Annotated in this window: 29 protein-coding genes; 22 read left to right on the top strand and 7 right to left on the bottom strand. The window is 32.6% G+C overall.

Translation table 11 applies throughout. The annotated features are described in order from the left end of the window. Positions 1 to 38: 38 nt before the first annotated feature. A complete protein-coding gene (locus tag RAH41_RS14185; protein ID WP_331223324.1) occupies positions 39 to 1,016 on the top strand; it encodes a hypothetical protein in 978 nt (325 codons plus the stop codon). A 241-nt stretch (positions 1,017 to 1,257) separates the two neighbouring features. Here the strand turns inward: RAH41_RS14185 and RAH41_RS14180 are convergent, their stop codons facing one another. Then, complete coding sequence (locus RAH41_RS14180; protein ID WP_331223323.1) at positions 1,258 to 2,148, bottom strand: hypothetical protein; 891 nt, start codon at positions 2,146 to 2,148, stop codon at positions 1,258 to 1,260. A gap of 192 nt (positions 2,149 to 2,340) precedes the next feature. Between RAH41_RS14180 and RAH41_RS14175 the strand changes: the two genes are divergently transcribed. After that, on the top strand, positions 2,341 to 2,754 hold the full coding sequence (locus RAH41_RS14175; RefSeq protein ID WP_331223322.1) for a hypothetical protein: 414 nt from the start codon (positions 2,341 to 2,343) through the stop codon (positions 2,752 to 2,754). 469 nt (positions 2,755 to 3,223) lie between these two features. Then, positions 3,224 to 4,078: a hypothetical protein gene (locus tag RAH41_RS14170; RefSeq protein ID WP_331223321.1), complete on the top strand. Its 855-nt coding sequence runs from the start codon at positions 3,224 to 3,226 to the stop codon at positions 4,076 to 4,078. Positions 4,079 to 4,291: 213 nt separating this feature from the next. On the opposite strand, the gene RAH41_RS14165 is transcribed toward RAH41_RS14170, so the two are convergent. Together RAH41_RS14165 and RAH41_RS14160 are read right to left on the bottom strand one after the other, a co-directional pair. After that, positions 4,292 to 4,855, bottom strand: a complete 564-nt coding sequence (locus tag RAH41_RS14165; RefSeq protein WP_331223320.1) for a tyrosine-type recombinase/integrase — start codon at positions 4,853 to 4,855, stop codon at positions 4,292 to 4,294. Between the two features lie 183 nt (positions 4,856 to 5,038). After that, complete coding sequence (locus RAH41_RS14160; protein ID WP_331223319.1) at positions 5,039 to 5,872, bottom strand: DUF2971 domain-containing protein; 834 nt, start codon at positions 5,870 to 5,872, stop codon at positions 5,039 to 5,041. 390 nt (positions 5,873 to 6,262) lie between these two features. Between RAH41_RS14160 and RAH41_RS14155 the strand changes: the two genes are divergently transcribed. The 6 genes from RAH41_RS14155 to RAH41_RS14130 all read left to right on the top strand — a co-directional run bounded on the left by RAH41_RS14155 (position 6,263) and on the right by RAH41_RS14130 (position 9,494). Then, positions 6,263 to 6,517 (top strand): helix-turn-helix transcriptional regulator, encoded by a 255-nt coding sequence (locus RAH41_RS14155; RefSeq protein ID WP_331223317.1) that lies wholly within the window; start codon positions 6,263 to 6,265, stop codon positions 6,515 to 6,517. A gap of 11 nt (positions 6,518 to 6,528) precedes the next feature. Beyond that, positions 6,529 to 6,873, top strand: coding sequence for a hypothetical protein (locus RAH41_RS14150; protein ID WP_331223316.1), 345 nt, complete (start codon positions 6,529 to 6,531; stop codon positions 6,871 to 6,873). Positions 6,874 to 6,935: 62 nt separating this feature from the next. Further along, entirely contained in the window at positions 6,936 to 7,418 is a 483-nt protein-coding gene (locus tag RAH41_RS14145) for a phBC6A51 family helix-turn-helix protein (protein ID WP_331223315.1), read from the top strand. Further along, positions 7,415 to 7,612: a hypothetical protein gene (locus RAH41_RS14140; RefSeq protein WP_331223313.1), complete on the top strand. Its 198-nt coding sequence runs from the start codon at positions 7,415 to 7,417 to the stop codon at positions 7,610 to 7,612. Before RAH41_RS14145 ends, RAH41_RS14140 begins: the two co-directional genes overlap by 4 nt. Continuing rightward, positions 7,612 to 8,289, top strand: a complete 678-nt coding sequence (locus tag RAH41_RS14135; RefSeq protein ID WP_331223312.1) for a hypothetical protein — start codon at positions 7,612 to 7,614, stop codon at positions 8,287 to 8,289. Before RAH41_RS14140 ends, RAH41_RS14135 begins: the two co-directional genes overlap by 1 nt. A gap of 236 nt (positions 8,290 to 8,525) precedes the next feature. Next, positions 8,526 to 9,494, top strand: a complete 969-nt coding sequence (locus tag RAH41_RS14130; protein WP_331223311.1) for a hypothetical protein — start codon at positions 8,526 to 8,528, stop codon at positions 9,492 to 9,494. Between the two features lie 507 nt (positions 9,495 to 10,001). Here the strand turns inward: RAH41_RS14130 and RAH41_RS22645 are convergent. Then, positions 10,002 to 10,151 (bottom strand): hypothetical protein, encoded by a 150-nt coding sequence (locus RAH41_RS22645; protein ID WP_419471605.1) that lies wholly within the window; start codon positions 10,149 to 10,151, stop codon positions 10,002 to 10,004. A gap of 5 nt (positions 10,152 to 10,156) precedes the next feature. Further along, on the bottom strand, positions 10,157 to 10,570 hold the full coding sequence (locus RAH41_RS14125) for a site-specific integrase (RefSeq protein WP_331223310.1): 414 nt from the start codon (positions 10,568 to 10,570) through the stop codon (positions 10,157 to 10,159). A gap of 392 nt (positions 10,571 to 10,962) precedes the next feature. On the opposite strand from RAH41_RS14125, the gene RAH41_RS14120 reads away from it, so the two are divergent. Next, positions 10,963 to 11,304, top strand: coding sequence for a hypothetical protein (locus RAH41_RS14120; RefSeq protein WP_331223308.1), 342 nt, complete (start codon positions 10,963 to 10,965; stop codon positions 11,302 to 11,304). An 868-nt stretch (positions 11,305 to 12,172) separates the two neighbouring features. Here RAH41_RS14120 and RAH41_RS14115 read toward each other — a convergent pair. Continuing rightward, positions 12,173 to 12,934, bottom strand: coding sequence for a VanZ family protein (locus RAH41_RS14115; protein ID WP_331223306.1), 762 nt, complete (start codon positions 12,932 to 12,934; stop codon positions 12,173 to 12,175). Continuing rightward, entirely contained in the window at positions 12,919 to 13,257 is a 339-nt protein-coding gene (locus RAH41_RS14110) for a PadR family transcriptional regulator (RefSeq protein ID WP_331223304.1), read from the bottom strand. Before RAH41_RS14110 ends, RAH41_RS14115 begins: the two co-directional genes overlap by 16 nt. Before the next feature lie 555 nt (positions 13,258 to 13,812). Between RAH41_RS14110 and RAH41_RS14105 the strand changes: the two genes are divergently transcribed. The 12 genes from RAH41_RS14105 (at position 13,813) to RAH41_RS14050 (ending at position 26,532) form a co-directional block, all read left to right on the top strand. Further along, complete coding sequence (locus RAH41_RS14105) at positions 13,813 to 14,760, top strand: YafY family protein (protein WP_331223302.1); 948 nt, start codon at positions 13,813 to 13,815, stop codon at positions 14,758 to 14,760. A 67-nt stretch (positions 14,761 to 14,827) separates the two neighbouring features. Continuing rightward, positions 14,828 to 15,367, top strand: coding sequence for a DinB family protein (locus RAH41_RS14100; protein WP_331223411.1), 540 nt, complete (start codon positions 14,828 to 14,830; stop codon positions 15,365 to 15,367). A 3-nt stretch (positions 15,368 to 15,370) separates the two neighbouring features. Beyond that, positions 15,371 to 15,829: an EVE domain-containing protein gene (locus RAH41_RS14095; protein WP_331223300.1), complete on the top strand. Its 459-nt coding sequence runs from the start codon at positions 15,371 to 15,373 to the stop codon at positions 15,827 to 15,829. A gap of 438 nt (positions 15,830 to 16,267) precedes the next feature. Beyond that, positions 16,268 to 16,606 carry a zinc ribbon domain-containing protein YjdM gene (locus tag RAH41_RS14090; protein ID WP_091024007.1) on the top strand — a complete coding sequence of 113 codons (339 nt, stop codon included), beginning with the start codon at positions 16,268 to 16,270 and terminating at the stop codon, positions 16,604 to 16,606. A gap of 203 nt (positions 16,607 to 16,809) precedes the next feature. After that, complete coding sequence (locus RAH41_RS14085) at positions 16,810 to 18,585, top strand: SulP family inorganic anion transporter (RefSeq protein ID WP_331223297.1); 1,776 nt, start codon at positions 16,810 to 16,812, stop codon at positions 18,583 to 18,585. A gap of 100 nt (positions 18,586 to 18,685) precedes the next feature. Continuing rightward, positions 18,686 to 19,012, top strand: a complete 327-nt coding sequence (locus RAH41_RS14080) for an ArsR/SmtB family transcription factor (protein ID WP_069033014.1) — start codon at positions 18,686 to 18,688, stop codon at positions 19,010 to 19,012. Between the two features lie 316 nt (positions 19,013 to 19,328). Then, positions 19,329 to 19,529 (top strand): hypothetical protein, encoded by a 201-nt coding sequence (locus RAH41_RS14075; RefSeq protein ID WP_331223295.1) that lies wholly within the window; start codon positions 19,329 to 19,331, stop codon positions 19,527 to 19,529. A gap of 258 nt (positions 19,530 to 19,787) precedes the next feature. Beyond that, positions 19,788 to 20,360, top strand: coding sequence for a hypothetical protein (locus RAH41_RS14070; RefSeq protein WP_331223293.1), 573 nt, complete (start codon positions 19,788 to 19,790; stop codon positions 20,358 to 20,360). 1,409 nt (positions 20,361 to 21,769) lie between these two features. Next, positions 21,770 to 22,531, top strand: coding sequence for a DeoR/GlpR family DNA-binding transcription regulator (locus tag RAH41_RS14065; protein WP_331223291.1), 762 nt, complete (start codon positions 21,770 to 21,772; stop codon positions 22,529 to 22,531). Between the two features lie 391 nt (positions 22,532 to 22,922). After that, entirely contained in the window at positions 22,923 to 23,891 is a 969-nt protein-coding gene (locus tag RAH41_RS14060; RefSeq protein ID WP_331223289.1) for an ABC transporter substrate-binding protein, read from the top strand. A gap of 104 nt (positions 23,892 to 23,995) precedes the next feature. Then, a complete protein-coding gene (locus tag RAH41_RS14055; protein ID WP_331223288.1) occupies positions 23,996 to 25,558 on the top strand; it encodes a sugar ABC transporter ATP-binding protein in 1,563 nt (520 codons plus the stop codon). Next, the gene (locus tag RAH41_RS14050; RefSeq protein ID WP_331223287.1) at positions 25,555 to 26,532 is read left to right on the top strand and encodes an ABC transporter permease; all 978 of its coding nucleotides are present in this window, start codon (positions 25,555 to 25,557) and stop codon (positions 26,530 to 26,532) included. Before RAH41_RS14055 ends, RAH41_RS14050 begins: the two co-directional genes overlap by 4 nt. The last annotated feature ends 22 nt before the right edge of the window (positions 26,533 to 26,554 follow it).

Below are 26,554 nucleotides of genomic sequence, written 5' to 3'. Positions count from 1 at the left end.
TATTCTCAAAGAAGTGTAGGAAAGGGGAGAGTAATAACATGCAAAAATTGTTGAATAAATATTATTTATTCTATACACATGTATTGAAAGATAAGTATTCCCAAGAAGAAGTCATTAATAAAATGAAGAAAGAGTTTAATTTACCTTCAGATAGCATTGATATTAAGCAATTGGGAAGGCATCATTATTTTAACTGTGTAGTTATATATGATAAAGCTGGATTACTCACCATTCCTTTAGATAGTAAGGAACAAATACTGCAACGTAATAATATAAAGATATCATTAGGTGAACAGTTAATTGAATCACATGAATGGATTTTACCTCCGTTTGTACCTATGGGAGAAGTTATTGAATTATCATTAACTCCCTTAGGAGATCAAGCACTTAATATATTTAGAAAAATATATTCACCAGAAATAATTGTACGACAATTAAAAGGGACATATTATAAAATACCTGAATTTAAATCACACATCAAGTTAATTACACAAGCCGTGGAAAGCTATTATATTAATCATATAGCCGCAGCAATAACGCTATTGCTTACTGTTATTGAAGGAATTGCTAGAGAATTTTGCGATAACAATTTAATTGAATATAATAAATCTGGTTCAACGAGTGCCTTTAAGGAAGTTATGAAAAATAGAAAGGTAATATGGCGTGACAAAGTATTATTCGAGAATAAATACATACTACCTAATGATTATCTTGACGATTTATTTTTAAGAAGAATTGATGAAGGTCTGGATTTATTAATATCTTATGAAAAATATGGATTAGAATATTTGTATAAATCAAATTCAGAACATCCCTTAAATAGACACTCAATATTACACGGTGCCAACAATAATTATTATATTGATATTAATTTTTATAGATTGTTTTCATGTTTAGAAGCACTTGCATTTGCCGTTTCACTTAATCCTTTCTCATATGATGTGGAAAATACTGAAGAAGCAGTGCAACTCTTGATAAAATTTAATAAATTACAAGGGGTTTCTTCTTTTCTTTAAAACTACAAATAAATGTTCCCCTACTTTTCAAAATCTGCGATGGTTAAATAGGGGAACATAAAAATTTATTGACTATTAAATTAAGATTTTAAATTTCATTTTGTAAATAATCTTTTAATAGTGATCTCATCCTTTTAGAGGGAATATATAAAATTACTAGTTTACCTTTCCTGATTCTACTTCTCCAAATCCATTAATTGCACGTGCGTTATTTGAAACAAATCTTATAGCAGTCGAAAGTTTAGTTTTTTTTATTCTTCTTTCTATTGGTAGCTATCATATCAAATTCAGCGATTAGATTTGTATCGGGTGCAGAAGTACCCTTCCAAAAAAATTTGGGATTTAGTTTTAAATATTTTTCATTTTTACTCTCTACTTTTATGAAACTTGTCTGTTTATTGAGTATTAAAGATGATAGTGAACAACTCAATTTTTTACTGTCTTTCAAACCCAGTAGTTCTGCAACTTCTGACAGAGTAAAATATTCAATATCTTCAATGTTTTTTACTTCAGGATTTTTACAAATGATATTACTCGAATGATGCAGATAAGGAACAAGTGCAAAGATTGGATAAAGTGCAGTAGCTGAATATTTTCGTTTTCCGTTTTCATTTACTGCTTCATATAGTTCTCTTATTTGAGAAATATAAGTTCTAACTAACATTTTCGGCGTCGCTTTTCCTTTAGTTTTACCGTAAAAATTATAGTTTTCATTCCATTTAAAAGCATCATTAGATGGAATAAGTATTTGATGATTAATCAGCTTGTTAAAAAATTTTGAATATGAGTTTCTACTTATTTTTAAGCGTTCTTGAAGATCAGTCTTTGAAAGTTTTATTCCATTATCGAAAGCTAAATAACCAGTTCCGTTTACATAAGTTGCAAGGTAAAAAATCATAGTCAAATCTGCTTTATTAAATTCTGGCGAATGGATTATATATTTAATTTGTTTGGGATAGGACCATATAAATTTACCAGATTCTGCATTAAATCCCTCAAAAGCATCTTTAGATTTTTCATTTTTCTTTAAGAAAGCATCTTGCTTCCTACTTCTTAAATAATGTACTTCAGGATTAAATTCACCCACTACTTCACCAGTATTAGGGTTATATATTAAATGATTATTTTCCACGATCTCCACATCCTTTTAAAGTTGTAATCTACAACCCTTAAACAATGGTTTAACGTGGTTCAGACTTTATTAACGAAATTTCTAATAGAAAACGTCATATAAACTGGAAAATTTTGTTACAATAATCAAGGGGATTGCTACTCTTAGTGCAATTTACTATAAATAATTCTATTAATTATGGGGGCGTTTTTATTGGGTAGTAATAAAGTAGCGAAGGGTAAAGTTGGGTTTATTTTATTGGAAATCGTTGTTGCATTAATAGCTATTTTTGCGTTTGTTTTTTCTGAACATAAGACTGAAGTAATAACTCAAGTTACAAATATATCCATTATGTTTATATTTCCAATTCTAGCGGTATTAGTAACTGTTGTTTCTTTTGTGCAAAGTTCACAAACAAAAAAAGAAATAAAGCCTAGTATTGTTTATTTTATTGCTTATGATTGTATGGCGGTAGCAGTTGCTAATATATTGGCAACAGTATTAGCCTATTCTTCAGAAGAATGGTTATTATACATAGGGTTCGGGCTTCAATTAATTATTTTTCTAATATCAACTTATTTAATCAAAAGTCGTTTTTTAGATATATATTTAAAGTTTAACAAATAACAATAATTACAAAATGTCATGGTCGCTTTTTTTGTGCAAAAAAGGGGGGATTGGTCGCTTTTTTTGTGCATTATAAAAACGGCTGTAACTGTTGGGAGAGTAAGGTGGAAGGTGCTTTTTAAACAGTTTCGTATCTATTACTATATCAATTCAGTTAAAGTTGATTTCTGAACAAGTAATAAGTAAACCGTTATTTTTGCTAAAGCAAGGGGAAGAAAAGCACTTCCCCAAAAAGTAAATAAAGCATAAAAGATTAATCTGTTTTGTTTCTGAAAAAGTGTGGGAATTAATCAGGATCAAAAAAGAAAGATGTTTTGTGTCAATGCTTGGCGAATTTATTCGACAAGTTTGCGAAGCAAATTGAACGGTTAAATAATTAACTTCTAAAGTAAATGGATGAACTTGTAAGATCATGGTAATTGATAGAAAATTGAATTAGTAATTATCGGACTTTGAAAGGGGTAGTTTAATGAATAAACAAATAGTATTTGATTTTACAAGATTTGAAGAAACACTATCTTCACTTAGTAACTACCTAAATATAAGTGAAAGAAGAATCAGTAGTTATGCACTTAGGCATAAAGATTCTTTTAATGTAGAAGAATTTTTAGAAGAATTTGAAATTACAGTTGAAAAGTTACTAAGCATTGATTTATTAATCGCATCGCTTCATGTTACAACTAATAATGATAAATGTGAATCAATAAAGAAATATGGGTTGATTAGTTTACAAAAGGCAATTGAATTTGATACCCCACTTAGTATTTTTTTGAAAATTCGTGATATTTACATTGATGTGCAGAATAAAGAAATTCGATATAAAGATAAAGTGTTTGATCTGGATAAAAAATTTGAGAGTGTAACTACCCCAATTGATTCAGTTATTCGGAAATTATATATGGACTACCAGATAAATTCTTTTTTTTATTATAAAAACGTACTTACTTATGGTGTGCAAAATAATCCTGAATTTTTAATTAATTTATCGGGACTTTTAAAAGAAAATTTAATGTTAGAATGGATTCAGCAAAAAAATGATTGTTATGTTATAAAGTTTACTGTACCACTAGAAGAAATTGAAGATTACACATTTTTAGATGGAGAAAATAAAGAAAACTTTTCTACTTCTGAATTAGAGTTGCTTAAAAGAAAATGGATTATAAAGAAATCTTTTGAAAAGTTGAACGATGACTTCTATCATTCTAGTTTTGGAGAGTGTTATTGCTATTTGAAAGTTGGTATTAGTGTTCCATATGAGAATATAGTAAATATTTATAGTCCTGAAGAGTATCTTGAAGTGTATAGCGATAGTATTAAAGCCTAAATATATGAAAAGCTGGTACATAGGTATCAGTTTTTTATTTTTTAAAAGTCATATAATACATGGATATAGAGATTGAATGACTGAGACTTTTAAAAACGCATATAATGAACCCCAAGTAAGGAAAAGAAAATAACCGTTAATATTTTTCTAAACATAAATAAAAATACACAAAAAAGAAACCACAAAAGTAGTTTCTTTCAGTATATTCTGGAATTATAAAACAAAATCATTTAGACTTTCATTTATTTCTTCTTGTGTAATACCTATGTATCGTTTTGTAATATCTATGCTTGAATGGTTTAAAATAGCTTGTAATTTGTAAATATCTTTTGTTTGTTTATAGTACCAGTAACCAAATGTTTTTCTTAATGTATGTGTTCCAATCCCTTCAGTTATATCCACCATTTCAGAAGCTTTATTTAACTGTCTGTACGCTTGTACAGTTGAAATAGGTTTATCACTTTTACGACTTGGAAACATCCATTCTGAAGTGTTTTCAGCAACATAAGCTTGCACTTCATCATAAATGTTAGAAAGGTTTATTTCCCTGAATTTATCTGTTTTACCTTCTTTAATATTCAGCTTCTTCTTCTTTTTAAGGTCCGATACTTTTAGTTTAAGAAGATCACCTACACGTAAACCAGTATTAATACCAATTAAGAATAGAATATAGTCACGTTCTGAACAGTGTCTTTTAAGTGAAAACTTCATATCTTCTATTTGTTCCTTGCTTCTAATAGGCTGAACATCTTTAATTTGGTTTGGGTTGTTATTCATATATGTATCGTTTCCCTTCAGTAATATCAGTGTTTTGAATGTATGTTTTTGTAAGGTATTTTCATTTTAGCACTAATTTTAAAGAAATTCAATAATATCAATGAAATCAATGTAAGTTTTTATAGTATTTTCTTACATTGGGTAAATAAAAAACCACCTAGTAAGGTGGAAAGGAAAATAAGATTATCTAATTTGTAAGTTACTACGGTGAATTTTCGCTTGTGGTGCAAATTTCTCAATTAATGCATTTAGAATTATGTATTGTGCTTCAGAAGCTTTTGGACCTAATGTAATTTCTGCTTCATTGAAAATATCAGGTTCTAGATTGATGTCTATATACTTCTGTATAATTGGATAAGTTTCTAGATCTAGTATCATCTTTGTATACTCATCATTTGGAAGATAAACTTCTTCATGTAATGCTAAAATCTTAAACCGCCATTCTTGTTCAAACTCCCAGCTTTTCTTCTTGAACATACCTAAATCGTATAGGTTTATCCTAATATTTTGTTCATCTTGATTCAAAACTTTAGAATATAAATACTTTTCATCATCAGTATAATAAATTTTATTAGGACCTAATATACTTCCACTAGTAAATGAATAGTTTAAGTTTACCCTATCTATTGTAATAGAGTCAGTGTGTGATAGACGTGAACCACCTTTTTCGAATACTCTAGGTTCATCCCTACCCTTAAACATATTTATAGGTAATTTAATTCGGACACCTTCCATGTCTTTTGTGTACATTTTCCACATTGGAATTGATTCGCTTGATTCACTTGTCCAACTAGAATTAAAAATAGCAGTATTCGCATTAGGTAGATTTAATGCCATAGCTTCATTCATATCATTTACTCCATCTAATCTACTAAAACGAATGGTATTATTTTTTAATATTAAAGCTAGATTTTCAATAGAAGTATAATGATAAAGGAATTTTGGTAATTCATATATTTCTAGCTTTTCCCACATGAAATCATCTGTATAAATAATATCACCAAAGTAACTATCCATATAAATCCCCTTTATTAAATATAAGTGAAATAATTATCTCTCTATTTGATTTTACTTATTTAATTATTATTCATCAAGATTTATAAACACTTGATCACTCCCATCATGGGGAAGGGGGTGTGCATATTCATTTATTAAGCTATCAGACAATACACATAATATTTTTGGCTTTGTTATTTTCAAGTAGGGTATCTATGAAAACTTGAAAATTAATATTCAAAAACTGAAGAAAAAATTAAATAGAATTTTTTTTATGTCTTACTTTAGGTGGTTTTAAAGGACCTATATATAGAAAAGTATGAGTGATTGGTATTGGTTCTGAACCAGTACCTTTTCTTTTTGTCTATTATTCACTAATTGTGAACTTGAATAAAACAATTAAAGGAAGTGATGAAAATGAATAATGAATTACTTCGTCATTTACGACAGATTGCAGAGTATACCCAAGAAGAAATGGCTTTAAAAGTTGGATGTGATAGAAGTTTAATATCAAAAATTGAAGCTAATGTAATTCCATTACAACCACATACTGAACAGAAGATATTAAAAGCTTTAGGAGATGCTGGTATTTCAGGTGCTGAAATTGCCTTACTTCATACAGTATTTGCTAGTCGAAAAATGAAAACAGTTAAAAAAGATAGGTAGGTGGTTCCGTTATGGAAACTATTAAACAGAATTTAAGTTATATAGAAAAGTCATTACTGAATGAAACACATAAAGAACAAGGTGCAATTATCCATTTAATGTTTACAGAAACGATTTTAAGAGTAAAAGAAACTACTTTTATCTATGAAGTACCTTATTCTTCAGAAAACTATCAAAAACATATGTATTCTTTTATATCAATTTCAAGGAAAGCAACACTTCTTACAGATTTAGAAGAACTTCATGCTGAAATATCTAAAAAGAATACTAATATTAAGCGTTCTTTAGTGCTGGTTCAGAAAATGTTAAACAATGATTTATATAAATCTGAAGTAAAAGAAGTTATTAACAAGTAGGTTAATACTACAACTTTTAAAACTAAACATAAAAAATTATACGTTAAATAGGAGTAGGGAAGATGTTGGAACAAAAACAAATACCATTACCTTCAGGGTTATCTACTGAACAAGTAAATCTTGCAAAGGCATTTGTAAAAGAACGTCATCAATCAGGAATATCTATAAATGATTTTGTAACTAAACATGGAAAGTCAACAAAGACTTGGTATGAATGGATTAAAGATGAAGTGTTTTCCAGCTATTTAAATGCATTAGGTGGAACAATAATAAGTGAAGATGAAAGGTCCAGTTACCAAGTTGTCAAAAGAAAAATAATGTCAAACGCAACAAAAGCTTCAGCAACTGTAAAAGATATTGAGTTATATTTAAAAACCTTCTCTTATATTGTGGATTCAGAAAGAATAGAAAGAATGATTGAATTAGGTATTTCACCAGCACATGAAAAAATTGGAGAAACTAGATCAGTAGAAGAAAAGAAGGCTTCTTTACTGGCACGTTTAACTGCAAAACCAAATACAACAAAAGGAGATGTTACAGAATGAGTGCAATTTTAAATATTCGTGAAGGTATCAGACTACAAGCTGAAGAACGAAAGAAGCAATTAGGAACAAAGCAAGAAGAAAAGGTTGTAAATCTTACAGACAATGAAGGGAAAATGACAACCGAACAACAACTTGAACTTCTTGTAAAAGCAGTTGCTGATCTTACACTTAAAGTAAATGGGGGAAATAAATAATGGCAAGGCTAAAGAAAACTTCAACTGAAATAATGAAAGAGTTATTAGCAGAACAAGAAAAAGTTAATCAAGGATATGATAATGCACTTGAAACTGCTAAATCAGAATATAACCAATTAGAACAAGAGTTTTATAGAATACAAGAAGAAGTAAAAAATGTTCACAAGGCATATGTATTAAATCAGATAACGGTAGATACTTACACAGAAGAAAAAAAACGTCTTGCTGAAATAGATGAAAAGCTACGTGATGCTGGTTATAAACTGAATGAAATAAATCAATATCGTACAGAAGATTTACGTGATCTATTAACTAAAATGGAAGAAGTTCTTCCTGAATATGCCAAGGAAAAAGTTGCATCTGAAACTATTATGCGTTATAAAGCATTAAATGCAAAATATGAATATCTGAAAGCAATTAGAGAATTTGCAGTTGAACACACTGATGTTTGGAAAGTGTCACGTGAAGTTGATGATCTACGTGTTGAATTAGGTTTGAAATCTTATAATTACACATCATTAGAACAACCATTTAGAAGCTTATTAAGTAATACATATGACGGTACACAAGGTATTAATATTACAGAAACAGAATTACAACAAGCATTTTTTAAAGGTACATTTGATAATCGTTTCATTGATGAAATAGAAAATGGTAAACAAGCTGGAATTATCTAATAATTGAATATAGAAATATAAAAATCACGTACTGTTCACTTCATCCCGAATAGTACGTGATTTTTTTTTATTTTATAAGCGTATGTAACGAATTGAGTTGAAGTAGTACCCACTTGTTAATAACTCACTGTTCAATGTTTGCAAAAATAAAAATTTATTAAAAATTATGGAAAATATATCCTATTAGAATTTATAATAAAATTAATATAATACATAAATAAAAGGGGAAGAGAATTTTGATATACAATTTTATTACAAGAGTCCATGATTTTAAAATAGACAAAGTTTTAAACAAGGGTACACAGATTTTTGATAACATGAGACTTTCAAACAGTAGAGGACGATTAGAAACGATGGTCGATAGTGGTTTTGAAAGTATGATAGGTTCTTTAGAATTTCGATCATTAATTGGTAACCCATTTATTTATTCTGAAAATGAATTACCCGATTCATTTAATTATTCCGATGAAGATGAGAGACTTAATTTGCTTAATAGCTGCTTAATAACTACCCAAAAATTTGCTAGTTTTTTATGGGTTGTTAAGGATAATAGTGTGAGTATTGAGAACGGTTTTCTTTATATTAAACAAAATGATGGAATGGGACATTCTGTTAGTTCTAATATGAGGAGTTCCTTATTTTATAATGCATCTGGTCAACGAGAAGAAACTGTATTTTCAGATGAAGAGATAAGAACAGCTTTAAAATTTTATAACTATATTTTCGATGATAGTAAAACGATTATAACCCATGATGAAGTATCAAAAACAATCATTAATAATTCAAATAGAATTGAACGTTTTTTTTACTTTTTACAGGCAACTAGAAGCCAAACATATTTACCCAATAGGATTTCAATGTACTGTACATTATTAGAAACTCTGTTATCAACTGATAATACAGAGATTTCACATAAGATTTCCGAAAGAACAGCTTTTATTCTGGGTAATACTTTTGAAGAAAGAGATGAAATATATAAGTTAGTTAAAAAAGCTTATAGTATTAGGTCTTCAACTGTACATGGAGATACTATTAGTAAAAGTTTAAGAAGCGTAGATACACAAAGAGAAATTTCAGTAGAAATTGATAATTATTTAAGACATTTGTTTTTAAAGATTCTTTCAAATGAAGAAACTTCAACATTATATTTAAAAGATAATAAAGATGACCTAAATAAATGGTTTAATAAGCTAATATTCAGTTAATGAAATAGAGGACTTTTAAGGGTATATAAATATAAACAGAATAAAATTAAAGCGGTCCAATATATTTGGAACGCTTCTTTTTTTTCGTAAATGATATGGATAACCATACATTAGTATTGGTGTTTAGGAACATAATGGCATCCACATGAACCACATTCACATTTTAACCACCGTTACATTTATCACACTTTTCATGTGTATCGGAACCAGAAATAATAATACTATAAAAATAATAATCTATATTGACCACTTTACAGTAAATCGTGACCATAATATAATAGAGTTAATTAAAAATGAACGTGAAGTGGTCGATTAGTTTAAATGTTAATCGTACCATTAATACTGAATGATTCAGACTTTACTACCTTGACAGGGTAGGGGTCGCTGGTTCAAGTCCAGTTGGGATCATATGATTTAAAGTTGCCACAAATCCTTAAAGAACAGGGGGGTGTGGCTTTTTTATTGTCGTGAAAATTATCTTCTCATTTATAGTTAAAACTCAAATGCTCACATTTTGTTCACATCGATATTTTTAGAGTTAATGTAGGCCGAGTGAAAAATATCCGCAACTTCTCTATCTTGATTGGTTAAAGAATGAACATAAATTTCGTAGGTAATTCTTGGATTAGAATGCCCAAGCCTCCTTGACAACTTCATAATATCTACTCCTTCTGAAACAAGAATAGAAGCGTGTGTATGCCGGAAATCGTGAAGCGAATCTCCGGAACCTTCGCCAATTCAATTATTCGTTTCAGAGATCTTAGTACATTTCGTGGGTCTTGCATTGTTCCTGTATCAGTGCAAATAATGAGCTCATTGTCAGTATACCCTGGACCTAATGTTTTTTTCTTTAATTCTTGCATTTCTCTATGGTTTTGTAATTCCTCAATTAAATAATCTGGAATGGGAATTTGTCGATAAGCATTTTCTGTTTTTAAGGAGGTTAATATATATCCTTCATCTGGGATGTAGGCAAGTGAACGTTTCACGTCAATAAACTTGTTTTTGAAATTAATATCAGCCCACTTTAAACCCAGTATTTCACCTCGTCTCATACCTGTATAAATAGCAAGCAAGAATGTTAAATAATGTCTTTCGCCTTTACACTTGTCAATAAAATCGTGAATTTGATCAAAGCTCCAGATAGTAGGTTTTTCAGTTCATATAAATGTTCCTGGAATCCCCTAAATGGAATATACAGAAGAAGAAGAGCTTTTACAGTGGATGATCTAGAACTCTAGCAGGTTTTTTATCAAGTAATCAGCTCTTATACTAATATATAATGTTCTTTTAAAAAGGCTCTGTTAAAGTAGATTGTTGATATTCTTATTGAACTAACTGGCAGATTAGTCATAATGAACGAAACGGCTCCATTTTGCTTATCGTAGGTTGCAGTTGGCAATAATGGGAGTGATAAAAAGCCTACCCAAACCAAATGTAGAGCTACAAACAAAAGGAGCCGTGTATTATGAAGGATGGTCAAAAATTTATTGGTTTAGACGTTTCAAAAGATATTATTGCTGTTGGTATTGCTGATGAAGGAAGAAGCCCATCAAGATTTCATGGGAATATCCAAAATACTCCAGAAGCTATTCGAAAACTTTTTAAGAAGTTAGGTGATCCAGAGAAATTACTAGTTTGTTATGAAGCTGGTTCAAGTGGATATAGTATTTACCGTCAACTTTTATCGATGGATATCGAATGTATTGTAGTTGCACCAACGCTAATTCCTAAACGTACTGGAGATCGCGATTCATTAGTAAAGAATGATAAATTGGAAATTTCAAAAATAATTGTTAAGCAAACTTAAAATTGTGCACTGCTAATTACAAATCCTTATTCAACTAAAGCGTGCGTGTGCGGCCGAGCCTAGGTCGTATCATATAACGGGTGGGATTCCCGTCGAGTAAGAACTAGCCATTCACTCGTAGCGAGTCTTGGAGGGCTAAAGGTAACTTTAGTCTTTAAGCGTAGACAGTTAGGTTGCGGGCCGAAAGCCAAATGGTTGAAGGGATTGAGCTTCGAAATGTTAGTAAAACGAGAGGGCTGATGCCTTACGCATAGCAGAAAGCAACATTTTACCTTTCATTAAAGGCAAGAAGGGTAAAACCTCTCCGGAGTCAGAGACCTTGGCACGTAACACATTGATATGATACGGCAACTCGGGAGACCCTACCGGTCTTTTCATTTAATAGAAGAGTATGGTGTACAAACGATAACAAGTAAAGGAAACCAAATGCCGATGTAGGGAGTCGGATAGCAGCGTAGTACCTATGAAGTTGGGTAATGCCGATGGAGGAAAGGCTGCTACCAAAGTATCACCCTTAATAGGGACACATTTACTACACTCAGAGGTAGAATAAATGGAAACAAAACTATTAAGGATAGCAGAATTAGCAATATTTAAGATTGCTACATTCTGTGAATGATAACTTGGAGGAGCCGTGTGCATTAATAGTGCAAGCACGGTTCTGGGAGGGGGTGGAGTTCAATTTACCGCAAGGTAAAGAGACTCCATTCTACTCGACTAGTTGAATAAGGACTAATCATTACTTAAACCAAATCCAATTCTTAATTAATACCGTAATTGATTAAAAATTTTCTATTTTAAGTTCATTTTTTTTTGCAGTTTTTACCTAATCGATATCTTTTTTGAGAAACTACAATTCATTTACGAACTAGTTTATCATTCTTTTAGCAAATTTCCATTTAATAAAAATTGGGGTAATTATAAGTAATCTTATAAAAGAATAGCCAATTATTGTTCCAAGCGTGTTCAAAATTATGTCATCTATGTCAAACTGACCAATTTGTAAGAAGAATTGCAGAATCTCAATTGTAAATGTAATTATAAATCCACTTACAAAAACTTTTGAGAATGTACTATATTTCTTTGATAAGATAGGTAGAAGAACTCCAAGTGGTACAAAAATCAGGATGTTTCCTACTGTGTTATGTAGAATGATATCTAAGTTAAATCTATCTGATCCCATAATATAACCAAATGTGTTATGAAATGGAATAATATTGGAATTGAGTTTCCAAACTTCTAAATTAAAGAAGCTATCGGATTCTTGTTGGTACCAAAAATAAATGTTACGGTCCCCAAAATTAATGATTCTGTCTATTAAACGAATGAATAATAAGTGCCAAAGTAAAACAAAAGAGTATAAACAAAATCCTGTCCATATCGCTATTCGGAAAAGCTTATAATGCGGGAATAAAGAAAATTGAAAACCCTCTTTTAATTTTTTTTCATCTCCAAAGATTTCTAATGCTTTTTGAGAGGCATCTTGATCTGAGAAACCTTGTTCTATGTAATCATTTTTTAATAACAGCAAATGGTCTCGAATTTCTTCAGCTATTTCGCTTTTTTCAATTTCGCTGCAATTTAATCCGTTAACTATCTGTTTAATATATGTTTCTATGTTGTTATCCAAGCAAATCCCTCCGAACAAACTTTTATTATATTATTTACTTTCTTCCACTCTTGTAATTTCCTATTTAATTCTTTAATCCCATCATCTGTAATACGATAATATTTTCTTCTGGTACCACTATCTGGCTCATTCCAATAGGATTGAACCCATTTTTTGTTTTCTAACCTTTTTAAAGCTGGATACAGTGTTCCTTCACTCATATTGTAATGTTCATTGCTATTATCTTTTAATGTTTTCACAATTTGGTATCCGTACATATCCTTTGTATTAACAAGTGAAAGAAGTAAGATATCAATACTGCCTTTCATAATTTCCTTATCCATAAACTCACCTCTCTTTAATTAAATCAACAAAAACATCGTATCACTATGTACATCGTAACACAAGGTATTTTATTACAATTTTTTCCAACAACACTTATATATTTTTTAGTTAGAGCAATAGAAAAAAGACTACCGAATTGATTTTATCCCCATATAGTAGACACTCAAAAAAGCCTATCCGATAAAAAGGATAAGTTGTCACGTAGTTTTGATACTGTTTTATTTAGTCAATATAGAACTTAAAAATGAACTAAGCTCAGATCATTTTCATTTTGGGAAACAAGCAATTGCAATAGCCCATTGAGAGGATAATGATGATGTTTTTATTGGTTTAATGATATAAATAAGTATGCGGTAGTTCATTTAACTTAGATACATCAGAACAATACTGTAAAGAAGAATCAAAGTTTTATCAAACAATAAATTAAGTAATAATACTTTTTAAATGGGTTTCCTCTGACAAAACATTAAGGATCATAAAAAGTGAAAAAATCGATGAGTTTACTAAATGGACTTTTCCAAGCATTATTTAGTTTCGCGGGGAGGTAGAGTTGTATGAACAAGACAGATCGATTGTTAGCTATAGTGCTTGAATTGCAACGCAAAGAGGTTTTACGAGCTGAGGATTTAGCACATACATTTGAGACGAGTGTAAGGACCATCTATCGTGATATTCAGGCTCTTAGTGAAGCAGGTGTACCGGTGATAGGAGCCCCCGGGTTGGGATATTCCTTGATGGAGGGATATTTCCTTCCACCGATTAGTTTCACGGTGGAAGAAGCCGTGACATTGATCATAGGAACGGACTTTATCGAACAAAGATTTGATGTTGACTATGGCATTGGGGCTCAAACCTCTCGTGGGAAAATTGAGGCTATCTTACCTGAAAGTGTTCGTAGAGAAACATCTCGGGTGCGTAAGACGATACGTTTGCTTTCTTCTGGTGAAGATATTACGTGGGGAAAAGAGAAAGAATACATCGAATCAGCTCGTGGAGCAATATTGGGGGAGCGGAAGATATGCTTCCATTATTTGAAAAGAATACCCGAAGCGGATGGAAATCGATATAGTTTTCGTGTAGTGGCTCCCTATGGACTTGTGCTTGTTAAAGGATCATGGATACTAATTGCACATTGTGATCTTCGTGATCAAATTCGTCATTTTCGGTTGTCAAGGATGACCGGGCTTACCATTCTTGAAGACCGATTCAAGGTGCCAACCGAATTTAATTTGAACGATTACAAGCCACCGGATGATCGCAATGTTCATGTTATCATTCAGATCAACCCTGACATAGCAGATAAAGTGAAGGAATCAAACAACTTTTACATGGAAGCAATAGAGGAAAATGAGAATCGTTTGCTTGCGACCTTTCGCGTTCGACAGCCAGACGAACTACTGCATTGGGTACTTGGCTGGGGATCAGATGTCGTTGTGTTGGAACCTGAATCTTTCCGAAATCGGATTCGTGAAGAAGCTGAAAAAATGTTGAAACGCTACTGACATACTGTTGTCAGTAGCGTTTTGTTATAGTCAGATTAAATTAGAATAAAGGAGTTGTTTGAAGGATATGAGTACAATTGAAGCATTTCAGCGGTTTAAAGTCTTAGCGTTTCATTATCTTGGTGAATTGGATAATTTCAGTATTGAACAGTTGAAGAGGCAGCCAAGTGAGGATGAGTGGTCGATTGGACAAATGTATCAGCATCTGATTAACTCTGCTCTTTATATGCATCTTCGCAATATTGAATATTGCATTATGCAGAGTAAGGATGCTATGGTCTCTCCAATGGAAAAAACAAGGGAAGGTGCAACGATATTTAAACAAAATGGATTCCCTCCCGTACGTATTAAAGTTCCTCCTTCCCCACAATATACACCTGAGCAACCGGAAAGCAAAGAACAACTGATCCAAGGTTTGTACACTGTAATTCATCGAATGGAAGAAACCGAGCCAAAACTTGAAAAGGCACCTAAACAGAATACAGTTCCCCATCCGAGATTCGGTGCGCTAAATGCAAAAGAGTGGTTTTTACTTATTGAAATGCACTATCGTCATCATCTTCTTCAGTTGGACCGTTTGAAAAACTTTTTAGAAAGGAAAGTTTAGAATATGAAGAGGGACGTGACCAGATTATTAAGTGAACAAAGCCGCTACTGGATTGGCGTTGTATCTGCATCACATGTGAAGCTAGGGGTTTTAGGTGGATTTGCCCAGCTCTGCCATGGCAAATCAGGACCATTAAAGCGTATGAGTCCAAACGATTGGCTGATATACTACTCTCCACGAACGGATTTGGTAAAGGGTGAGGCGCTCCAAACATTCACTGCCATTGGACAGGTTGCTGATGAAAGAGTATACGATTATCAGATGTCCGAATCCTTTGTGCCATTCCGCCGAAAAATCCGATATATACCATGTCAGGAAGTAAAGATTGCCGATTTATTGGAGAAGCTTAGTTTCACGCGTGGGAATCGAAATTGGGGGTATGCCTTCCGCTATGGTCATTTTGAGATTGGGCGAGAAGATTTCCTGACGATTGCTGGCGCTATGCTGGGAGATGCGGATTAAATTACTAAGTGGACTTGACATATAAAACGATTCAATACTGTTCAAGTAAAAACAGAATTGAACAACTCGAATTTTCACTGTTTGAGATGCAATTGCACTAGGATTATAGTCTAATCCCATTGTGATTACAATCGAAACTGAGTTTAATTCCTTATTGTTCGAACAGCCTCTCCAATTAATAAAAAGCAAATAATTAATATACTAAAATTGAGTTTTTTCATTTTTTCCCTCATTAATTTCGCTTAGATTCAACTAAATTAAAGACGTCTAATGTCTTTTCTAGTTAATAATAAGTTTAATTCTTTTGTTAATTTTTCCAATTCAAAAAAGTATATTCAAAAATTCAAATATGCAAATATCATATTGTAAAGATAATTAAATTATGTCAGTATAGAAATAATAATGCTCTAAAAGCAATACTAAAGGAGGGGATAGTTTATGGTCGAACTACCAAATTGTCCAAAATGTAACTCAGGCTATACATATCATGATGGTAATCTATTTGTGTGTCCTGAATGTGGGTATGAATGGACACTGGATATTGAAACTGAAATGGATGATAAGAAAGTTGTAAAAGATGCCAATGGAAATATATTAAATGATGGTGATTCAGTGACTGTCATCAAAGATCTTAAAGTAAAGGGAACTTCTCTTGTTGTTAAAATTGGTACAAAAGTAAAAAGTATCCGTCTTGTTGATGGTGATCATGATATAGATTGCAAAATTGAAGGTTTTGGAGCAATGAAATTAAAATCTGAATTTGTAAAAAAAATATAGATGTTTTTTATATAACCCATCTTCCTTAGTAAAGGACCTTTTTTCGAAGAGGTTCTTTTTTTCTCTTTTTGTACTATGGAAATTTGGAAATAGTTACAATTTCTAATTATAAGATTTTGTTTGACGAGAAAGAGATCTGTTATTATGATTATATTAAATATTTGTATATTCAAATAATCAAATATACTAGAAGGTGCGATACAGTGAAATGGCGAGGGAGATTTGAAAATTATAATAAAGTATCTTTTAGAAAGGATTTAATTTCAGGAATAGTAGTTGGAATTATTGCAATTCCATTAGGAATGGCTTTTGCGATTAGTTCAGGAGTAAAACCAGAATACGGTATTTATACAACGATTATTGCAGGGGTATTAGTTTCAATTTTCGGAGGATCAAAGTTTCAAATAGGGGGCCCAACAGGCGCATTTATACCTATACTTTTATCAATTGTAATTCATTATGGTTATGAAAACTTACTTATTGCAGGTTTTTTAGCTGGTGTTATTCTCACCTTAATGGGGATTTTTAAAATGGGTTTTCTAATACAGTTTATACCTCGTCCTGTTACTATAGGATTTACAGCAGGGATAGCGGTTATTATCTTTACTGGACAAATTGTTAATTTTTTAGGACTTCAAAATATAACTAAACATGAGAATTTCATATCAAATATGAGTGAAATCGGACGACATATTTCAACGTTAAATTCTTATAGTGTAATAACCTCAATCATATGTTTAATTACAGTTATTACAGTTATTAAATTATTCCCAAAAGTCCCCGGATCATTAATTGGTCTGATTTTTTCTAGTTTAATGGCTTACATCTTTTTTAAAGGGGAAGTTCCAACAATTAAGTCCACATTTGGTGATATTCCGAGTAGTATTCCAGCATTTCAGTTAATAGAGCTGAATTTTGAAAAAATCCGTACACTTATTGGACCAGCCTTTGTTATTGCGATGCTTGGTGCGATCGAATCACTATTATCTGCAGTAGTTGCCGATGGTATGTCAGGTAACAGACACAATAGTAATAAAGAGTTAATGGGACAAGGGATTGCTAATATGGTTATTCCATTTTTCGGAGGAATTCCGGCTACAGGAGCAATAGCTAGGACTGCTACAAATATAAAAAGTGGAGCTATTTCACCTATCTCGGGAATTATCCATGGTATTATTGTCCTAATCATTTTATTATTGTTTGCACCATTAGCATCACAAATTCCTTTAGCTAGTATGGCCCCAATTTTAATGCTTGTAGCATGGAACATGAGTGAAAGAAAAGAGTTTATTCATATTTTAAAAACTAAATCCAGTGATTCTATCATTTTAATCTTAACTTTTTTACTGACCATTTTTTTAAATTTAACAACAGCTGTGGAGGTTGGTTTAATCATTGCTGTGATTTTATTTGTTAAAAGAATGTCTGAACTTCTGATCGTTAGAAAGGTATTACCTGATCGTTCCCGGCAGAATCAAAAATTGATGACATATATGGTTAATGAATATCATGATTGTCCTCAAATTAGCATTCTCACAATTGAAGGGGCAATTTTCTTTGGAACTGCTAATCTATTTGAAAAAACAATTTTAAAGTTATCAGAAAACAAACCAAAGTTTTTAATTTTAAGATTTGGAAAGGTTCCCTTTATTGATACAACAGGTGAAGCTAAGTTAGCAAGTATCGTCAACTACCTCAGGGATAATGACAGTCTTGTGTTACTAACCGGTCTTCAATCTCAACCAAAAGAATTATTAATTCGTACCAAATTGTATGATGTTATTGGTAAACAAAACTTTTTCGAGCATACAGGTGAAGCAATTGGCTACGCACTATTAAATATTAATTATATTAAGTGTTTAGGCTGCAAGCACTATGCGTTTTTAGAGTGTTCAAGCTTATCCAACTCAAATCTATTAGATTTAAAAGATCAAAAAAATGGAGTAGTAAATCAAAATAGTACGGACTCTGTTGAGTAATTATCCTTATAAATTTTATAAAAACATGCTGAATAGGTATAATGATAATAAATATTTTGAATTAGGATATGGATCTTATAGATAGTTTGGAGGAACACAATTGAATTTAGAACTACAACAATTTAAAGCAGATTTTTTTAAAGCACTAGGTCATCCACTACGAATTCGAATTCTTGAAATTCTAAGTGAAGGCGAGAGGAATGTAAATGAAATTCAAAATTTAATCGGAAGTGAAGGGTCAGCTGTATCGCAACAACTTTCAATTTTACGAAATAAAAATATTGTATATGGCACGAAAGAAGGAAATAAAGTTACTTACTCCCTCAGAGATCCGATAATTTCTGAGTTATTAGTAGTTGCACGCCAAATTTTTAATAATCACTTAGTTGATACGATTAGTATGTTAGATAAATTTAAAGAAGAATAATAACGATGAAAAAATTAGTTATTCATAGAAAGAAATATATTTAATTCTAGATAATAATAAAATCATTTTTTTGCATAGACCATATTTAGAATAAACTAATCTTCATTGGTCTTTTATTAATTGATTTTACTGACAAAATATTATGCAGGATTGTTATATAAGAATATAGGAGAAGAAGTAGTAACGACTGAGTATGATAATACTACTGCATTAATATGACATGCGAAAGTTAATGAGTTTTAGGAAAATCTGGGTAATATGAGTGTTAACTATTAAAAGATGTTAGATGAATACCATAGTAATGGAGCGGTGGCGCATGCATTTGAAATTAAAATATGAAATACAAAAAAGAGCAGCAGAGAGTGTAAAAGATATAGTAAAAGAGATGAACGGATTATCGGAAGAAGGTTTTATAGATAAGTTCTATCGAGACCCGCCTTTTCGTAAAGGTTTTGACACACTAGTAGAATTTTATATACAAGCAAAAAGAGATGTGCATAAAGATGTACACACGTAATTTTTAGAATTTAATAAGTGTGTCTGAGAAATAAATAACTGGTGCGGTAACCCGGAATCAGACCACAATGGTAACAAGGTTATCTATTTTCTTCGAGACCTATTGATTATCAATATACTTTTTGTTGTTCGATTAATGTTTAAGAATTATTTGTTTGATACGATCTTAATGATTGATAAATTCAAAGTTTTTAAGATTTCAGGTGTTTTCTAAAAGCAAAACACTCTCTTTTAGTAAAAAAAGAAAGGGTCAAAAGCGATGGATACTTATGAAAAGGAACGTCTCATGACAAGAGAAGAACTGATACACTTTGGACATCAGTATTTAAAGGGCGTTGGTATTTCATCCATTTGTAATGTTTGTATTGAAATTGGAGGGTCTTGTTGTAATTATTGCGATGAGTTAGAGGAAGGAAAAGGTTGTAAAAATAGAAATACGAGCTGTACTGCATGGTTATGTGGATTTTTGAAGTTAATTCTTTATAAGGCAGGATTACTCGATGAATGGGAACAATTTTGGGAGCAAATACCAGGTCAAGCATACAGAATGGATTATACACCAGCAATTGTTTCTATCCAAAAAGAAATAGAAATCCCTAGTATTCAATCATTAAGTGAAGCTTTTGCAAAAGACTTAATTGGTTTGAATGCAAAACATATAAGTTCAGATAATATTATTGAACTAAACGATAAATTAGATCGATATATCACAAGATTCTCGATATATAAAGAAGAAGAAGTTTTGAAGAAAGCTAAAAATGAATTAGAAGAAATAATCAGTTGTTTTAACTCTTTCAGGTTTGCTCTTCAATCTAGTAGAAACGAAAAATAATGCACCCTACCTCACAATAAACCATTACATTTTCAATTACACAAAAATTGCACAGACTTAATAGAAACATTCACTGGACTTAATTGAACTAACATATTCATTTTAAAACATATGTAAAACAAAAAAAGACGATTTTTTGTTCAGTTTTGAACGAACACCAACATCTATTGTGTTGTCAATTACAGTCGACACATGTGGATTGTTTAACTGCGATTTAAAAGCGATGCAAACAAAGTTTCAACGCTTCTATTATTAAAGGCATCAAGTTAATGGCAAATCATTGACTTCTAACAATGCTAACATTTTGCTAACGAAGTCCAATAAAATGAAGTAAATTAGGGTTAAAGATATTACAATTGATGCCAGCTGAATGCTGATTCGACGGGTCTTTCTTCTACTGTCGTTAAAAATGTTCATTGCCCAAACCCCTTGATATATGAGGGTTTTATGTAAGAGGGGAGCGGAATGCTAACATTTCTCTCTTAAAATTAGAGGTTTCTCATGAGTTGCTCTAACTTGTGGGAAGCCTCTTTTTCATTTTTTTGTTACGTGCAGATAGACGTTTTTTTGTTGTCTCGTCATCATAGTGGCCTAAGCAGTCCAAAAACTGTTTCACTTTCTTCTGCACTTGCATATGCTTTTTGAAAGCCGCAATGACTTCTTTATCTACTACAATGGCTCGTTTGGATTTCCTCGTCTTAGGAAGTACTAATTGATAATCCAGCGTGTTATTCGTCAGGTTGTAATACGTTTTTGTGATCTGATGGTGTTCTCAAAGTTGATGTCTTTCCACTTCAAAGCCACCAGTTCACCAGCACGCATCCCTGAATAGGAAAAAGTTAGAAAGATTAGTCCTCCTTTTCCATATACTTAGGGATCTCCTGTTCCTCCTAATTCTTCAAAGGTTTTTCTGTCTTTCTTCAGGTAAGCAAACTCCGTTGGTTCATTTTTAATCAGCCTCATTTCAATGGTTTTCTTAAAAATCATACTGCCAGTGCGATATACGCCATCCAGAGTGTTGGCGGCATATCCCTTTTCTTTTAAATCATTTAAAGCATCCTGATACCGTTTTTCTCTAGATGCAAAGGAATTGTGCGATGTGTGCTGCTGTTAATGCATCGGGCAGAGATTCACCAGTTATAATTCAATTTTTCTTTTTCAAAACTACTTTCATTTCTCTCAAATTAATACCATTCGAAGCCCGAACTTGTGTTTACTTCTAAGTTTTACTTAGTCAGAGTGTCTCCCTCCTCTTATTTTTTAAATTTTCACAATTATTCCGAAATTCATATTGTAAATTGGTAAAATAGCACATATAATCAAAAATGAGCATAAAAAACCAAATTCATTCAAAAATGAGCTAAAACGGTCAAATGTCGCATTTCAAATGAATTGGAGGTAAACGTTCTATGTACAGTATAGAAAGAAAGTCGGCAATACTAGAGTTACTAAACAAGAATGCTAGAGTAGATGTACAAGAGTTAAGTCAGCACTTTGACTTGTCTGAATCAACAATCCGTAGGGACTTAAAGGAACTAGAGGAAGCACAATTGTTAAAAAGAACGCATGGTGGGGCTGTCTTGTTCAAAAGTGTGACCTTCGAACCGACTTACATTGAGAAAGAAGTGCAGTTTCAAAAAGAGAAAAGGGCTATTGCAAAGGAAGCGGCTAAACTTATTAAGAACGGTGAAAGTATCTTGCTCGATTCGGGTACGACAACTTATTATCTTGCTCAAGAACTAAGAAACTTTTCGAGCTTACAGGTGGTTACAAATTCAATATTATGTGCCAACGAATTAAAGGATGTATCTGGAATTGAAGTCTTATTATGTGGTGGTTCTCTGCGTTCAGAAACACTAGCCTTGGTGGGTCCTTTTGCTGAAATGTGCTTTAATCAAATTTGTGTAGACAAATCGTTTATTGCTACGAATGGCGTTGATGTAGAAAATGGTTTAACCACCCCAAATTTAATTGAGGCATCAACAAAAAAGAAGATGATTGATTGTGCGGAAAAGGTTATCCTCATTACTGATCATACCAAAATAGGTCAAGTAAGCTTTGCGAAGTTTGCAGATATTCATGAGATAAATTATTTAATAACCGATAGTGCTGCACAAAAGACCGTACTTAACCGCATTGAGGAATTAGGAATTTCTGTTCACATAGTCTGACTTTTCCCCTATAGGTAAAGATCTAATATAAGATAAAAGCAAAAAATGAAGGCGTTTAAATGGAAGCGTTTTAAAAGGTATTCACATCATTTTTAGGAGGTGATGCTTATAGAGTTGTGAAGATAATAGAAAAGATTTTAATCGTTTTAATTAACTTGTTCTTCGGGGGAGAAAAATGAAGAATCACACAAAAAAAGGTTACGATTCAGGGCAACCACGACCAAATGGAAAAAAGCCCAAAATCACAACCCTGCCTGAGTATATCTAAAATTAATACTAATTTTAGCACTCATTTTTTATATTACGGTATTACAGAGTTTTTTACAAGGATTGTGTTTTGCTAGAAGTATCTATTACTTTACAAAACTATATTTAGGAGGAATTACAAACCATGAAAAACTTTAAATTTTTTAACATAGTATTATTAATTTTAACTTTATGCTTTTTAGGTGCATGTAGCAATAATGAAAGCGCTTCAAATACTAGTAAAACAGATGACAAGTCTAATACTGAAAAAAAGCTAAAGATTGGTTTAACAGTACCAAATTTAAGTAATCCATTCTTTGTAGCGATGTCTAAAGGGGCTAAAGAAGTTGCTTCTAAGTATAATGCTGATGTAACGACAGTAAGTGCGGATCAAGATCTTGCTAAACAAACTGCACAAATTGAAGACTTTATCACAAAAAAAGTTGATTTAATATTATTAAGCCCATTTGATTCTGCAGGTATTGCCGGTGCAGTTAGTGAGGCAAAAGCAGCAGGTATTCCGGTTGTTGCACTTGATGGATTTGCAGAAGGTGGTATTGACTCAGTGGTTATGTCTGATAACGTTCAAGCAGGTAAATTAGCTGCGGAGTACCTTGTAAAACAACTTAACGGAAAAGGTAACATTGTTATTATTGATGGACCTCCTGTTTCAGCAGTGACAGACCGAATTAAAGGTTTTAAAGAAGTAATTAAAAAATATCCCCATATTAAGGTTGTTGCTAAACAAAATGGTGAGGGTAATCGTGAAAAGGCTCTTACCGTAATGGAAGGTACACTAACAGCAAACAAGAAAATTGATGCAGTATTTACAATAAATGATGAAGAGGCTGTTGGAGTACAAATTGCTCAAGAACAGGCTAGTAGACAAAATGAATTCTTTGTCGTAAGTGTCGACGGTGCGCCTTCTGCAGTTGACGCGCTGAAAAAGGGCGGAAGCTTTGCTGGTACTTCAGCACAATTCCCGAATCAAATGGTTATTGATGGTGTAGCCTTAGCATTAAAAATTATTGATGGAAAGAAAGTTGACTCAAAAGTTCTTATTCCAACTAAATTTATTACTAAAGATAATGTTAATTCCTATAGTGGCTGGTAATTGATTTTCTCTCTAGTGGAGATAAAATATGGTGCTCTATCAGGAGCACTATATTTATATCCTAGTAAAAGAGGGCTTAAAAAGAGACTAAGGGAGTGGCACTAATGGCAGTATTTCAGGTTCAAGAACAAATAAATCGTCATCTAGCAGAAAGTCAGTTACCCATCCTTAGGATGAAGGCGGTTACGAAGAAATTTTCCGGTGTCAAAGTGTTACAAAACGTTAATATCGAACTCTATAAAGGGGAAGTTCATGCCTTGATGGGGGAGAATGGCGCAGGGAAATCTACTTTAATGAAAATCATGGCTGGAGTGTATCAGCCTGATGGAGGAACGATTGAATATAAAAGTCAAGAAGTACATTGGAATAATCCAATGGAAGCAAGAAATAAAGGGATCAGTGTTATTCACCAAGAAATAAGCCTTTCACCAAATTTGTCCATTGGTGAGAATATTATGATGGGGACAACATTTAAGAAAAATAGGCTGGGCTTAATAAAATGGAGTGATATTTATGAGAATGCTGCACGAGTTTTAAAATCCATAGGATCTTCCTTGGACCCTCGAGCGGATGTTTCCACCTTAAGTGTGGCCCAGCAACAAATGGTAGAAATTGCTCGAGCTTTATCACTTAATTCTGAGATTTTAATTATGGATGAACCGACGGCATCTCTGACAGATAAAGAAATAGAAAAGCTTTTTGGCATCATTGAAGAATTAAGAAGAAAAGGCGTAGCTATTGTATATATCTCTCATCGAATGGATGAGATTTTTAAAATTTCAAATCGCTTTACAGTTCTTAGGGACGGTCATTGGGTTACAAGTGGACCAATTTCGGATACAAATCCCGAGAATCTAGTAAAACTTATGGTAGGAAGAGAGTTAAATGAGCTATTTGTAAGAGAAAGAATCGAAAGTATTGATAGGTCTGAACAAAAACCTGTCCTTGAGTTAAAAAATGTCTCTGACAAGAAGTTTGTAAAGGGGGTATCGATGAAAATCTACCCTGGAGAAATTGTGGGCTTAGCAGGCCTTGTCGGTGCGGGACGGACTGAGCTGGTAAGAACAATCTTTGGACTTTCCGAACTGTCAGAGGGTCAAATAATTTTAGATGGCCAGGAGGTTCATATAAAAAGTCCTATTGACGCAATAAAACTTGGCATTGCTCATGTTCCTGAAAGCAGGAAGGAACAGGGGTTATTACCAAATTTATCTGTAAAAGAAAATATACTGATGGCACAATTGCCAACCTATCGTAAATTTAAACTATTACAATATAAGCAAATGAATCGTGATGCGGATCGATACATTAAAGAACTTGGAGTAAGAACGGCATCAAAGGAACAAAATGTTATGGGCCTTAGCGGAGGAAATCAACAAAAGGTTGTTATTGCTAAATGGTTATCTATAAGTCCTAAAATACTGCTGCTTGACGAACCGACACGTGGTGTAGACATAGGTGCAAAGACTGAGATTCATAAAATCATAACTAAATTAGCAGAGCAAGGGCTTGCTGTATTGATGATTTCTTCTGAATTACCAGAAGTATTAGGAGTTAGTGATCGAATTTTAGTGATTCATGAGGGAAAACTCAGAGCTGAACTATCTCGTGATGAAGCTACACAAGAAAAAATTATGTACTATGCTACAGGAGAGGTTAAACAATGAATACAAACCTACAAACGTCAAGTCCATCCGTAGTTTCATTCAAGGAACGGTCAAAACAGATTTTTAATCAGCTGGGCATGGTAATAATTCTTGCCTTATTAATCATCGTTATGATTATTGTTGCACCGAATTTCACGGACTCAAGTAATATCTTAAACGTACTAAAGCAGAGTTCAATCACTGCTATTCTGGCAGCTGGGATGACTGTAGTTATATTAACAGGAGGAATTGATTTATCGGTAGGCTCAACCCTTGCATTGAGCGGTGTTATATCTGTATTACTATCAAATGCCGGAACTCCTCCAGTTATCGCTATGTTAGTAGGAGTTGCGGTAGGATATGTTGCTGGGGCTATTAATGGATTTTTAACAGCTGTACCTAAGTTGCCTGCCTTTATCGTGACGCTTGGTAGTATGACCTACCTGAGGGGGGTGGCTTATGTTATAACCGGAGGATATCCTGTAGTTTTGGCATCAAAGCAGTTCAAGTTCATTGGTGCAGGTGAAATTCTGGGGATTTCTACTCCTATTTATGTGATGGTAATTGTTTATATCATCATGATAACTGTTTTAAAGAATACAATGTTCGGGAGACATGTTTATGCTATTGGCGGTAATGAAGAAGCTGCACATCTTACAGGGATTAAAGTTAATCGCACCCTGATTAATGTATATTCCATCAGTGGCTTATTGGCCGGTGTGAGTGGCGTTGTGATGGCAGGACGTTTGTTCTCAGGGCAGCCCATGGTAGGAATAGGATTTGAGCTAGATGCGATAGCAGCTGTCGTACTAGGTGGTACTAGTTTTGTAGGGGGACGTGGCCGTATACAAGGAACTATCATTGGGGTTTTGATTGTGGCTGTGTTAACGAATGGAATGACCTTACTTAATGTGGATTATTACTGGCAACAAGTTGTAAAAGGGATAGTTATTGTTATTGCTGTCCTTCTAGATAGATTACGAAGCAGAACTTAAATTAGTTCCTTTCAAATAACAA

Origin of the sequence: Gottfriedia acidiceleris (assembly GCF_036421055.1) — a bacterium.
GTDB classification, from domain to species: Bacteria; Bacillota; Bacilli; order Bacillales; family Bacillaceae_G; genus Gottfriedia; species Gottfriedia acidiceleris_C.
The sequence above is the reverse complement of the archived record's forward strand: the minus strand, read 5'-3'. Positions and strand labels throughout refer to the sequence as shown.